Below are 13,429 nucleotides of genomic sequence, written 5' to 3' on the forward strand. Positions count from 1 at the left end.
ACGAAGCGTTGTGTTCGTTTGCAGCAGAGAAGCGAGATTATGCAGCACTTTATTTACCCTGTCAACTCCCTGACTGCTTTTGCTGTTCTTTCTGATCAATCTTGTCGCTTTCGCGACAACTTCATCACTCAGAACAACCGGAGTTGCTGGCTGCTGCTTTCTTCTAACTTCCCGTTTTAGCGGGAGGCGAACTATAGCAAAGTCCGCCCCGTTTAGGCAAGTGAAATTTGAAAATCATTTACCACAATGATTTTCAAGACCAACACGCCTTGGTCAAAAATAAATGCGCCTCCAGCGGCATTCCTCAACTTCCTCTACCATATGAAAAGACATATTCCCTTCGTAACGCTATGACATCCACACCTATCACGCATTCGCTTTTTGATGAAGAACCTGATGCTTCGCGGACGGAGGTTTTATTTCCCGGAGCAGTACTCTTGCATCGTTATGCACTCAAGCTAGAAAGAACATTTCTAGATGAGTTAGACACATTAACGAAGATATCCCCCTTCAGACAAATGCTTACGCCGGGCGGAAGGAAGTTCGGCGTGCACAATACGAGTTGCGGAGAAGTTGGTTGGATATCCGATGCACGGGGTTACCGCTATGTCTCAATAGATCCTTTGAGTGAACAACCCTGGCCGACGATGCCGCAGGAATTCCAGCAGCTAGCAACGGACGCTGCCGAAGAGGGTGGGTTTAAGCATTTTATTCCGGATAGCTGTCTCGTTAATCGCTATGCACCTGGTATTAAGATGTCCCTGCACCAAGATAAAGATGAAGCCGATTTTTCGCAGCCAATCGTTTCTGTTTCCCTCGGCATGTCCGCCACCTTTGTGTTTGGAGGTTTGCAGCGAAGCGATAAGCTAAGGCGCATCGATTTACACCATGGCGATGTACTGGTCTGGGGCGGTCCAGCTCGCTTATTATTTCATGGCATTCAGTCAATCAAAGATCAACCGCATCCAATCATGGGGGCACAGCGCATCAATCTCACCTTCAGACGCGCAAAGTAATCAACCCGTCTCCATCAAAAAAATAAAGCCGGAGCGCACTAAGCGACTCCGGCTTTTTATGGCATCTCGTCGAAATTAACGCTGCGCTACAGCATCAACAACGCACAACGCTGTCATGTTAACGATGCGACGTACCGTCGCTGACGGAGTGAGAATGTGAACAGGTTTTGCACAGCCAAGCAAAATTGGGCCGATTGCTACGTTGTTACCGGCTGTCGTTTTCAGCAGGTTGTAAGCAATATTAGCCGCATCAATATTTGGCATGACCAGTAAGTTTGCATCACCTTTGAGGTTGGAATTTGGCATCATTTTTTTACGGTATGCCGCATCCAACGCCGTATCACCATGCATTTCACCATCCACTTCCAAATCCGGTGCATCACGTTGGATGATCGCTAACGCAGCACGCATTTTCTGTGCGGATTCGCTGTTGCTTGAACCAAAGTTAGAGTGCGACAGTAACGCTGCCTTTGGCAACAAACCAAAACGACGCATTTCCTCAGCGGCCAGAATCGTAATCTCAGCGATCTGTTCTGCTGTTGGGTTCTCATTCACGTGCGTGTCGACCAATACCAACTGACGATCAGGCAAGACCAAGCCATTCATTGCAGCGTAGACATTCACACCTTCACGCTTGCCTAATACCTGATTGATATAGTTCAGATGCAAGCCTGTTGTACCGAATGTACCGCAGATCATGCCGTCAGCATCGCCTTTATGGATCATCATCGCACCGATTAAGGAGTGACGACGACGCATTTCGAGTTTTGCATACTGCTCGGTAACACCTTTGCGGCATGTCATCTCGTAATACGCTTGCCAGTATTCACGATAACGCGGATCAAATTCAGGATTGATCACTTGGAAATCAACGCCAGGACGAATACGCAGACCGAATTTTTCGACGCGCTGTTCCAGAATATGTGGACGCCCGACCAAAATCGGTGCCGCCAGTTTTTCGTCAACAATTACCTGTACCGCACGCAATACACGCTCTTCTTCACCTTCAGCAAACACGATGCGCTTACGTTCCATCGGTGCTTTTTTTGCGATTTGGAACAATGGCTTCATGAATGTGCCGCTGTGGTAGACAAACTGCTGCAGTTTTTCTACGTAGGCTTGCATGTCTTTGATCGGACGCGCTGCAACACCGCACTCTTCCGCTGCTTTTGCAACAGCTGGTGCGATTTTGATCATCAGACGTGGGTCAAATGGTTTCGGAATCAGGTATTCAGGACCAAAAGACAGGTTACTGATGCCATACGCTGAAGCAACGACGTCCGATTGCTCCGCCTGCGCCAATTCAGCAATCGCATGAACAACAGCAATTTCCATTTCACGGGTAATCGTAGTTGCACCACAATCGAGAGCGCCACGGAAAATATACGGGAAGCACAGTACGTTATTGACCTGATTAGGGAAATCAGAACGCCCTGTCGCCATGACAGCATCGTCACGGACTGCCTTGACTTCTTCAGGCAAAATTTCTGGTGTCGGATTGGCCAATGCCAAGATCAGAGGACGGTCCGCCATTTGTGCGACCATATCCTGCTTGAGGACGCCAGCAGCCGACAAACCGAGGAAAATATCTGCACCCGGAATAACTTCACGCAACGTACGCGCTGGCGTGTCTTGTGCAAAGCGCTCTTTATCTGGATCCATCAGTTCTGTACGACCTTTGTACACGACGCCAGCCAAATCGGTGACGAAGATGTTTTCGATCGGGAATCCAAGATCAACGATCAAATCCAGACACGCTAAGGCAGCAGCGCCAGCGCCGGAGACAACCATTTTTGCTGTTTTGACGTCTTTTCCAACCACCTTCAGACCATTCATGATGGCCGCGCCAACGATAATCGCTGTGCCGTGTTGGTCATCATGGAAGACAGGGATGCGCATACGTTCGCGCAATTTACGTTCGATGTAGAAACATTCTGGCGCTTTGATATCTTCCAGATTGATCCCACCAAAAGTAGGCTCCAACGAAGCAATGATATCAACAAGCTTATCTGGATCGGGTTCATTGATCTCGATATCGAATACATCGATACCAGCAAACTTCTTGAACAACACGCCCTTACCTTCCATCACTGGCTTAGAAGCGAGTGGTCCAATATTGCCCAAACCCAATACCGCCGTACCGTTAGTGATGACGCCCACCAGATTACCGCGCGCTGTGTATTTAAATGCAGCAGCTGGATCGGCGACGATTTCTTCACAAGGTGAAGCGACGCCTGGAGAGTACGCTAGTGCCAGATCACGTTGATTCGTCAATTGTTTAGTCGGTGTAACACTAATCTTGCCCGGTGTCGGAAACTCGTGATATTCGAGTGCTGCCTGACGCAATTGTTGACGTATTTGTTCTTTTTGATCTGCTGACGAATCCATGAAATAGGCCTTTTTTCTATTTTGCTGACAAAAACTGTAGTTGGTTTGTGATTCTATCAGAGGGAATCTTCTAACTTTATACGTATTTGTACGGTTTCTATGCTTTTAGTGCATAAGAATATGCATCTGGGTACATACATGATTATCAAATTTATCATAAATAAGCACCGAGTTCGTATGAAAGCCGACGCGCTGCGAACCCTTGCCGGTCCCCCTTCAACAATCCAGCGCTTACGCCACCTACCGAGGAGCACTATTTAAACACAGACTAGTGACAGCAGTTTTACGTATGAAACGAAACAGAGTCCACTTTTTTCGGTTGAATCCTAAAATCAGTCTCTGGACACAGCGACTTCCTTGAGTACAATGCCTGCATGCTCTCCGAATTCGACTTAATCAAGCGCTATTTTGCGCAACACAACGCGCCAGACAATCATTTAGCCCTCGGGATTGGTGATGATTGCGCCCTGCTCCATATGACGCCAGGTATGCACATGGCGATTTCCAGCGACATGCTAGTGTCTGGCAGACATTTTTTCCCAGATGTGGATCCATACACATTAGGGCACAAGTGCCTAGCGGTCAATTTATCCGATATCGCCGCCATGGGAGCGAAGCCCATTGGGTTTACGCTGGCCTTCTCCCTACCAGAAGCTGATCCAGCATGGCTCGAACAATTCTCACAAGGACTCTTTGCATTAGCGGATGAGCATCAATGCCGCCTCATCGGTGGAGATACAACCAAAGGTCCACTTACTATTTGCATTACGATTTTCGGTGAGCAACCTTTAACGACAGCACTCCGTCGGGATGCAGCTCAGCCTGGGGATGACATCTGGATCTCAGGGACGCTGGGTGACGCACGACTCGCTCTGGCTGGATACTGGCGCGAGCTAGAGTTAAGCCAAGAAGATCATGTTCGCGCTGCAAAAAGGATGCATCTACCAACACCCCGAGTGGCGTTGGGCATGGCATTACGTGGCATTGCGCACGCAGCGTTAGATATTTCCGATGGTCTCGTCGGCGATCTCGGACACATTCTGGAGCGCTCGCATGTCGGTGCGACATTGTTTATTGATTCGCTGCCAACTGGTCCCGTACTACAACATTTTCCGATTGCATTACGTCGACAGTTCACGCTTGCTGGCGGAGATGATTATGAACTTTGCTTTACAGCACCACCTGAGCATCGAGCTGCGGTGATTGCTGCCGGCGTTTCGTCCCACACCGAGGTGACGCGCGTTGGACGTATTGACGCCGAGCATGGACTACGCTTCCTTGATAGCCAGGGCAGTCTGGTGTCGATGTCACTTCAATCATTTGACCATTTTCAAAGCCCATGACAACGTCTACTACGCAACTACGTCCAATGATTCGCAAACCTTCAATCGGCTTCATGCTGAAACATCCGGCCCACATCTTGGCACAGGGATTTGGTAGTGGTTTATCACCGGCGGTGCCCGGCACGAGTGGTACGCTGCTTGGTTGGTTAATGTTCGTCGTATTTACTCAGCGTTGGCCATCGTTCTTTACTGCAGGCCATTGGGGCTGGATTATTTTTGTTGGTTTCTTTATTGGTGTCTGGGCTTGTCAAATTACAGGTAAGAATCTCGGCACACCGGATCACGGGAGTATGGTGTGGGATGAAATCATCGCCATGTGGCTGGTGCTTCTTTTGCTCATGCCGTGTAACTTCACCACCCAATGCTGGGCCTTCTTCGTATTTCGTTTTTTTGATATGGTAAAACCACCGCCAATCCGCTACTTTGACCAACGTTTTAAAGGTGGTTTCGGTGTGATGTTTGACGATATTGTGGCTGCTTTTTTTACCTTGCTTTGCTTTGCCTTATGGCGACAGGGGTAAGACTGGTCACCACGTTTGGAGTGAACAAGACTTTAAATGCAACACACATGGTGGTAAAGTAAGTCAGCCCATCCAATAACAACGACAGGAGAGACATCATGCAGAAAGCTACTGAACTCGCAACCCAGATCGGTGAAGTACTTAAGTCAAAAAAACTCCTGCTTGCGGTTGCAGAGTCTTGTACAGGCGGCGGAGTTGCTTACGCTATTACTGAAGTAGCAGGCTCATCCGAGTGGTTTGATTGTGGCTTTGTCAGTTACTCTAATTCGTCGAAGACAGAATTACTTGATATTCCAGCAGCACTGATCGCACAACATGGTGCTGTCAGTGAAGAAATCGCTGCTGCCATGGCGGAAAGCGCGATTGCGCATTCCGAGGCAAAGGTCTCGCTATCGACCACAGGAATCGCAGGTCCAACAGGTGCAGTCCCCGGCAAACCTGTCGGTACCGTTTGTTTTGGCTGGGCGGTCGGCGGTATCACACACACAGAACGACTCGTCTTTAGCGGTGATCGTCATGCCGTTCGCGAACAAACGATTGTGCATGCGCTGGACAAATTACTACGTTACGTCAAAGCGTTATAAGTTCTGCCCTGTCAATCTGGCGGCGCTCAGCGCTGCCAGGTATCCTCAGCCAAAAAAGCGCTTACTACTCTCGGGTCTGGGTGAGTAATTGATCCATTAATACGGACTGAATTTTATCCGTCTTCATTTCTCGGTTTAATTCCGTGCGTAGCTTTTCACGAACAGACTCAAATCCCTTTTCAGAATGCAGATCATTGGGATCGATTCTGGTTAAGATAATAGGGAATAATTCGATCAATTTTGCCTTATTGTCAGCAAGCCAGTCTCGATCTTTACGTTCAACCTGGATCGTCACTTTGATACGGATCACCTGTCCATCAAAATTTGTCACTTGCTCTGGCAACATCAGATAACTCGGTGTATTGGTGCTGTCCCGCACTGCGCCTACATAAAAAATCACACCAAAAACCATCAAAAATCCAGCGAGCGCCACCAAAGCTGCATAGAAGGCGAAATTATCTTTTTTCTGACCAGTTTTGGACTTACTCTTATTGTCTCTTGAACGACTGACGAGTGGCTCGGCAGAAGAAGACACACCTGAAGTAACAGGCGTCGTGCTCGGTGTCACTGGAGATTCCACTACTTTCGAGGGCGCAATGGAAGACACCGCCGATGCCCCGGCTTCCTCAGTAGGGAGCGGAGGCGAAGGCAAGTAAGCATCAAGCAAATCAGGCTGCGCTTCAACATCAAAATCAAGATCGAAGAAATCGACAGGTTCCGCTTTTGACGACGTGAACTTGACATTTTCAAAGTCTAATTTCGAGCTCAGTAATTCGCTTTTATTTTGATCATTCGGCATAGATACTAATTGAACAATGAATTCAATGGCACATTGTAACCCATGAGTATTTCCCAAAAGAAATCTCTAATGCGACAACAAACGCTATTTTTTGGTTCATATCGGCGCAAACACCCACAATCACTTCCACAGCATGCCGCACTATTGTGTAGCAATCATGACATGATATTCACGCACCGGCGAGAAGAGATACAAAAATAAAATCGACATCTCAAGCGAATACGTTACAAACAGAATACGCTAGGTACTGCGGTTTAGCTTATGATGTGCTGTTTTTTTATTTGCTCATCGTATTTCTCAATGCCCCCTCAAGCTACCCTCCCGCATCGCAACACTGCTTTAGATAATATCAAAGGTGTCCTGATATTTTTAGTCGTCTTTGGTCATTTTATTGAACTTCATATCGCGACCGATGCGTTTTTGAGACCAATCTGGATTTTTATCTACGCATTTCACATGCCCATGTTTGCACTGGTATCAGGGATTTTTTCGAAAAAATTACTCGACCAGCAAGCCGCAAGAAATTTGATCAAAACGATCGTTACGCCACTCATCGCGTTTGAATTGATCTATGAATGCACCGAGTACGTATTAATGGGGAAATTGAGTGTCTACGCAGGGTTGATCGCTCCCTATTGGATGCTTTGGTATCTAATGAGTCTCCTCTGTTGGAGATTGCTATTGCCATTATTTGCAAGCATGCGCTTTCCGCTCGTGGCAGCGTTGGGACTATCGCTGCTGACCACCTACTCAGAGCATGCAGGTTACCTGCTCAGTGGTTCTCGCACGCTGATCTTTTTTCCTTACTTTTTGTTGGGCTCTATCATGGGGCAAAGCGTCTTTTTATCCGAGAAACGCGATGGTCGACTCATCGGTCTTGCTCTGCTGACGATCGCCGCTGCTGTTGTTACAGTCTATTCTCTGCCGCCATTGTTTGATTATCGTTGGCTGTACGGTAGTTTCTCCCTCAATCGCTTGGGTATGGCTAACCTCACCGGAACACTGTATCAACTGCTGCAATATGGCGTATCAAGTACGTTAGGGATCGCCGTGCTGTATTTACTAAGCCGTCAAGATCTCAAGTTAGCACGTATCGGTCAACAATCCATGTACATTTTTCTCTGGCACGGTATGGCGCTCATTATTCTTCAATCGACAGGTGTGCTTCCATCGATTCTGCACATGCCTCCGGCGGCAAGGTTATCCATTTCACTTTTGTGTAGTGGCCTGATTGTGTTGATTGCCGCGCACCCGTATTGCGAGCGATGGACGCAACGACTCATTTTGAATCCATTTTCACGATTACTCATAAAAAATACGGGTTGAAGATGAACGTTGAATCAGACAACAGACCATTGAGCGTGTTTATCGACCTGTCATAAACAGCAAGTCAATCAGCTCACGGCATCGTCTTGCACGTTCAAGATCAAAAAAAAGCCTTGTCTCTGGAGAAAGAGACAAGGCTTCATTCATCGATGGAGCGAATAGACTGAAAAAGTTACTTCGTCTGGATCGTTGACGCATCAAATTGTTGTGGATTTTTGCCGCGGATACCGCTGTAGAACTGTCTAATTTCGTCCATATCAGCCGCCAGATCGCCTGTTGGCATGAACATTTTTCCAATACCAGCCACCTTACGAGAAAAATCCAGATAGCCAAGTGCAATTGGCACACCTGCGCCAAGCGCGATGTAATAAAAGCCGGTTTTCCAATGGGTGACTTTTCCGCGCGTTCCCTCCGGAGGAACGATCACCGTGAGACGTTGATTTGCATGAAAAGCATCCACCGTACTTTGCACAAGATTGCCAGACCGGCTACGGTCCACAGCGATCCCCCCTAACCAATGCATCACGTGCCCGACAACGGGTGGAAACAATGACGCCTTTCCCATCCAGTAGACACGTAATCGCAAGGCAAAGCAGACCATTAAGGTGTACGGGAAGTCCCAGTTACTTGTATGAGGGGCGGCGATAAGGACATACTTTTCCTCCGTTGGCGCCTTTCCCTCGATGCGCCAGCCAAGGAGTCGCAATAGAGAGACAGACATCCAGCGTCCCAGTGTGTTGATAATCGGTGTTTCAAAAATAGTTAGATGCATGCCGTAAGTCTTTGATATAAAAAGATAAATTCGCTCCCCTTCAGAGCGAGACGGCATTATAGGGAGATATCGCGACGCTGGGTGATAAATTCTGTCAACGATGGCAGGTCGGCGTCGTTTTTTCAACGTCACGTTAAGATTTAACGTCGCATGTCGACAATCGAGATATCAGAAAACCAGAATTTGTTTGTCTATTTGTTGATCCATGTGAGGATATCGTTCCATTGCGCGATGTCTTTTTCGACACGCGAGGGGGCAACGTCCCATATTGTGGCACCATGTGCCGCCAACTGAACGTAATTTTGCGTATCACGGAGATAGCCAACAAGGGGTAATCCAAGTTGCTCGATGTAATGTGTCAATTGGTCTGCGGCGCGGCTGCGGGCATTGACACGCATACCGAGAATGCCGACTTCACAGCGTTGTTCACGTTTCGCGAGCTTTTTCAAAAACTCTTCTGTTGCCAGAATATCAAAAATAGAGGGTTGTAATGGGATAACGACCTTATCAGCCAATTTCAACACCGCATCCAGCTTATTTCCTTTGAGACCTGCCGGCGTATCAAGGACGACGTGTGTCGTACCTTTGGGAGGTTTCGCAATCGCATTGGCATCGATTTCCCACGCGGAAATTGGTGAGAAACTCTCGGGCCGCAATGCCAGCCAAGTACGCGACGACTGCTGGGCATCAATATCGCCCAGCATCACTTTGTGTCCCTGCGCGGCAAAATAACCTGCCAAGTTAGTGGCGAATGTGCTTTTGCCCACACCCCCCTTTGGATTTGCGACAACGATCACTGGCATACAAACATCCTCCAACCATGTTAAATAAACATATCTCGATGTTTCAGAATCTTGCTTGTTGAGGCGAATGACCGTGTTACAGCCCTTCTTCTATCTTGAAGATGGGGTCGACTCAGGCCTCCGAAGGCACCAGCAAAGCCATTTGCTCCGACGTCAGATAACACCACTCGCCCTCGTCGAGGCCCAGTGATTCAAGCGTCAACTGTCCGATGGCGGTGCGTTGCAACGCAGCACAATGGTTGCCAGCTGCCGCCAGCATACGCTTGACCTGATGGTACTTACCTTGCTCCAACACAATTTCTATTAGATTCGTATCCAATTGGCGACACCATTGTGCAGCCAAGGGGGCCGGCTCATCATGCAGTTGCACACCAGAAAGCAGGGCATTGACGAGCTCTGGTGTAACGGGTTCTGCGGTTGTCGCCTGATACACTTTCGGAATGTGCCGTTTAGGTGACGATTGGGCATGAATGAAAGGACCATCGTCCGACATCAGCAACATCCCTGTCGTATCATGGTCAAGTCGACCGACGGGCTGCACGTCGCGCCAGCTAAATTGCTCAGGTAACAAGGTAAGGACGCCTGGATGATGACTTGGCTTACGGGAACATTCAAAATTTGCCGGTTTGTTGAGCACAATGTACACATGCTCGCGATATTCCCACTCTTCATCAAAGATGTGAAAGCGCAGACCATCCGTTTCGATAGTCAATTTATAATCATCAACGACTTCGCCAGCAATGCTGACCTCGCCATCGGAAACAAGTTCACGGCAGTATTTGCGCGAACCAAAGCCCTGCGATTGCAGGATACGATCTAAGGATAATTTACTCATACTGCAACTTTATCAGAACATGGTCGAAGAAAGCTAGCATGAGTCAAGGCTTGATTGGAACGGGAGCGCTTAAGTTGAGAGGAAATGAGCCTTTTTACAAATGCGTTTTCTCTTCGGAATTTTTGGCGACCCGAGGCAAAGTAATGGTGAATGTAGTGCCCTTGCCGACAACGCTATCGACAGCAATATCGCCACCCAGCACGTCTTTAACAAGGTTGTAGACGATATTGAGTCCTAGACCACTCCCCCCTTGTCCGAGACGTGTCGTGAAGAATGGATCAAAAATCCGCCCTAAATTATGAGGAGAAATGCCATTACCGTTGTCGGTGACGGTCATTTCGATGGTATCCGCATCCAAGAAACACGCCGAGATGCGCACGGTGCCACGGCTCTCACTGTCGAAAGCATGAATGAATGCGTTATTGATTAAATTCGTCGCCACCTGCCCCATGGCGCCAGGATAACTATCCATCATCATTTTTTCAGGAATGTCTGACACGACTTCGTGTTTCGTCTTACGGATCATTGGCCCCAAAGTTGTGACCAGCTCATTGATCATGTCGTGAAGAGCAAACACGCGTCGGTTTGCGCTAGTACGATCTACTGCGACCTGTTTAAAGCTCGTGACGAGCTCAGACGCTTTACTGAGATTGCGTAACAGAAGATCCGTACCCAATTTGGCGTTTTTAAAATATTCTTCCAGTGACGACTTCCGCAAGCCGCGAGCAAACTGGATCAGTATCTCGTCTGTTTGCTGCTGTAAAGTACTCGCTACTGTGACACTCGTTCCGATTGGTGTATTGAGTTCATGCGCAACACCCGCCACCAGCGAGCCGAGTGCAGCCATTTTTTCTGTCCGCAGAAGCTCTTGTTGCGCACGCTGAAGATTTTCAAGCACGACTGTTAATTCGCTATTCGCTTCCTCGAGTTCATGTGTCCGCTCCGACACGCGACGCTCCAGAGTGACGTTCATGTTCAAAATATCTTTTTCGTTTTGCCGTTTTTCAGTAATGTCTTCCTGAACCAGAATCACCAGCGGTTCTTCGCCGATACTGATCAAACGACCTGAGATCTGGCACAACAACGTCTTATCTTTGGCGCCACAACGAAGCCATGTTTCAAATGCCTGTAACTCACCATCTCTCTCAAGCAATCGTAAGGCTTGCACAAAATCATCCGGATTTCGCCATAGATGTTCCTGCATGTCGAGGTTGCCTAAAATGACATCGGACGACCAAGCGAATTGTCTTACCCACGCATCATTGACATCGACAATCTGGTAATGTCCCTTTTTACGCAAGACACTCATCGCAACCGGCGATGCCTGGAAGATCGCAATAAACTTCTCTTCCGTATCACGCAGCGCTTGCTCCACTCTCAAGCGCTCCTTGAGTTCTTGTTGCAAAAGAATATTTTGATCATCACGTTGGGCAATCAGTTCACCAAGATTGAGCCGCATCTGGTTTAAACCATGTGCCAAGTTACCGATCTCATCTTGACGTTGCCATGCAAGAGGCTCATCAAGCTTACCGCTTGCAAGTCGAACAGTCGCGGAATGCAGTTGCTGAATCGGTCGAACAATACGACGATCAAAGAGAAACCAGATCAATATAAAAGAAAAAATAACCTGCAGTACGAGCCCCACAGCGAGTTTATACACATCATCGAGCAAGTCACGATCAACATATTCCGTCGTCAGTTCGAGCTTGACCTCACCGATGACTTTCTCTTCGAGGTGAATCGGACGCTTTTCTGTTAGCACGCTGGCATTGGTGTGGCGAACCTTATCACTTCGCACAAATGTGTTGCCCGATTCATCCGTCACCACCACACTGACGACCTCACGGTTGCGCATGACGGCTTGGACAAATTGTTTTGTGACTTCTCTATCAACGTTCCAAAGAGGAATCTCCATTGCCTTGGCGAGCATGTCTGCATTTTGCGCCATCGGCCCACGCACACGCAATTGCAGCTCGCGTTCATACCGCGACAATGTCACAAAATAGCCGAACACCAGCGCGGGCAAGAGAATGCCCAACGCGACACCTAAAATAGATATCTGCCTGAGAGAAAGTTTCCGCAAAATAGGCCTCAAACCGAAAATCAATTACTTTGATTGCTGCTTGCGCCACAATTGAATATTCGATGTGACGAGCTTATCCATCAGCCCTTGCTTCCCCAATACGTACAACGCCTTAGAAATACGCCCTCGCATTTCTGGCGTGTTACAAGGCGATTTATAGGACATCGTTAAATATAAATTCTCGTTGGCCACCGGCGTAGACATTGTTTTTAAATCGGTCATATTCATCTTCGCCACGTAAGCGAGGCCGGGATCTTCTTCGTAGATCAAATAATCTGCACGTGATAAATTTAACATGACTAATGCTTGTTCAAGGCTGGAAACGGTCACGATCTTCAGCGACTCTTTGGCATACCGGTCGAAGTCCTCACCAAAGCTATTGTTAATCACGGTGATTCCATTTTTACCACGCAAATCACTCCATTGATGAAATGCTAATTTACTCTTTTTATTGGTCCAAATCGCCGTCCGCGTCACGCGGAATGCTGGATAAAAATAATCCATATAATCGAGCCTCGGCAACGTGAAGAAAGCCCCAGCAAGTAAATCGACCCGACCTACGCGCGCCTCTTCCTGCACGCGTGCCCATGGTCCAACATATTTCACTTCAATGGGCACACCAATTTCTTTGGATAACGCCTGCATCAATTCGGCATTGGCACCGACAAGGTGATTGTCGTCTTGCGTATCACGCCACAAGAACGGCGGATACTCAGGATTACCCGTCGCAATCAACTTCTTACATGTTTCCTGCGCGAAGCAATTATCTGAAACAACGTAGCTAAGGAGCAATACAAAGGCACTGAGAACGCGCACCGACTTCACAGCATTAAAATAGTGCCTCATGCGATTTTTCCTTTATTTGAATAAATAAAATTTTTGAATCAGTCTACCGCCTCGCTTAATAGTAAGCAAGACGACATTTCCCGCTCCCAAAAAAATGATCGTTTGAATTCCGT

General features: G+C 47.9%; 13 protein-coding genes. 6 read left to right on the forward strand and 7 right to left on the reverse strand.

Going from position 1 to position 13,429, the window contains the following annotated elements; genetic code table 11:
- Both ACO0K2_RS17065 and alkB read left to right on the forward strand, forming a co-directional pair.
- The coding region (locus ACO0K2_RS17065; protein WP_423021036.1) for a hypothetical protein at positions 1-180 on the forward strand (180 nt) is incomplete at its 5' end.
- A gap of 185 nt (positions 181-365) precedes the next feature.
- Positions 366-1,016, forward strand: a complete 651-nt coding sequence (alkB, locus tag ACO0K2_RS17070; protein WP_423021269.1) for a DNA oxidative demethylase AlkB — start codon at positions 366-368, stop codon at positions 1,014-1,016.
- A 75-nt stretch (positions 1,017-1,091) separates the two neighbouring features.
- Here alkB and ACO0K2_RS17075 read toward each other — a convergent pair whose 3' ends face one another.
- Positions 1,092-3,404 (reverse strand): NADP-dependent malic enzyme, encoded by a 2,313-nt coding sequence (locus ACO0K2_RS17075; protein WP_423021038.1) that lies wholly within the window; start codon positions 3,402-3,404, stop codon positions 1,092-1,094.
- Positions 3,405-3,778: 374 nt separating this feature from the next.
- Here ACO0K2_RS17075 and thiL point away from each other — a divergent pair, with 374 nt between their 5' ends.
- The 3 genes from thiL (at position 3,779) to ACO0K2_RS17090 (ending at position 5,852) form a co-directional block, all read left to right on the forward strand.
- On the forward strand, positions 3,779-4,747 hold the full coding sequence (gene thiL, locus ACO0K2_RS17080) for a thiamine-phosphate kinase (RefSeq protein WP_423021040.1): 969 nt from the start codon (positions 3,779-3,781) through the stop codon (positions 4,745-4,747).
- Between the two features lie 26 nt (positions 4,748-4,773).
- The gene (locus tag ACO0K2_RS17085; protein ID WP_423021042.1) at positions 4,774-5,268 is read left to right on the forward strand and encodes a phosphatidylglycerophosphatase A; all 495 of its coding nucleotides are present in this window, start codon (positions 4,774-4,776) and stop codon (positions 5,266-5,268) included.
- A 98-nt stretch (positions 5,269-5,366) separates the two neighbouring features.
- Positions 5,367-5,852 carry a CinA family protein gene (locus ACO0K2_RS17090; RefSeq protein WP_423021044.1) on the forward strand — a complete coding sequence of 162 codons (486 nt, stop codon included), beginning with the start codon at positions 5,367-5,369 and terminating at the stop codon, positions 5,850-5,852.
- A 64-nt stretch (positions 5,853-5,916) separates the two neighbouring features.
- Here ACO0K2_RS17090 and ACO0K2_RS17095 read toward each other — a convergent pair whose 3' ends face one another.
- Positions 5,917-6,651: a flagellar basal body-associated FliL family protein gene (locus ACO0K2_RS17095; RefSeq protein ID WP_423021046.1), complete on the reverse strand. Its 735-nt coding sequence runs from the start codon at positions 6,649-6,651 to the stop codon at positions 5,917-5,919.
- A gap of 300 nt (positions 6,652-6,951) precedes the next feature.
- On the opposite strand from ACO0K2_RS17095, the gene ACO0K2_RS17100 reads away from it, so the two are divergent.
- Positions 6,952-7,977, forward strand: a complete 1,026-nt coding sequence (locus tag ACO0K2_RS17100) for an acyltransferase family protein (protein WP_423021048.1) — start codon at positions 6,952-6,954, stop codon at positions 7,975-7,977.
- 172 nt (positions 7,978-8,149) lie between these two features.
- Here ACO0K2_RS17100 and ACO0K2_RS17105 read toward each other — a convergent pair whose 3' ends face one another.
- The 5 genes from ACO0K2_RS17105 to ACO0K2_RS17125 form a co-directional block, all read right to left on the reverse strand.
- Positions 8,150-8,749 carry a lysophospholipid acyltransferase family protein gene (locus ACO0K2_RS17105; protein ID WP_423021050.1) on the reverse strand — a complete coding sequence of 200 codons (600 nt, stop codon included), beginning with the start codon at positions 8,747-8,749 and terminating at the stop codon, positions 8,150-8,152.
- Between the two features lie 191 nt (positions 8,750-8,940).
- Positions 8,941-9,552, reverse strand: coding sequence for an AAA family ATPase (locus ACO0K2_RS17110; protein ID WP_423021052.1), 612 nt, complete (start codon positions 9,550-9,552; stop codon positions 8,941-8,943).
- Positions 9,553-9,664: 112 nt separating this feature from the next.
- On the reverse strand, positions 9,665-10,387 hold the full coding sequence (locus ACO0K2_RS17115; protein ID WP_423021054.1) for a pseudouridine synthase: 723 nt from the start codon (positions 10,385-10,387) through the stop codon (positions 9,665-9,667).
- A gap of 94 nt (positions 10,388-10,481) precedes the next feature.
- Complete coding sequence (locus tag ACO0K2_RS17120) at positions 10,482-12,470, reverse strand: ATP-binding protein (RefSeq protein WP_423021056.1); 1,989 nt, start codon at positions 12,468-12,470, stop codon at positions 10,482-10,484.
- 24 nt (positions 12,471-12,494) lie between these two features.
- A complete protein-coding gene (locus ACO0K2_RS17125) occupies positions 12,495-13,316 on the reverse strand; it encodes a substrate-binding periplasmic protein (protein WP_423021058.1) in 822 nt (273 codons plus the stop codon).
- Positions 13,317-13,429: the final 113 nt, after the last annotated feature.

The organism is Undibacterium sp. MH2W (assembly GCF_049340215.1).
GTDB lineage: Bacteria > Pseudomonadota > Gammaproteobacteria > Burkholderiales > Burkholderiaceae_D > Undibacterium.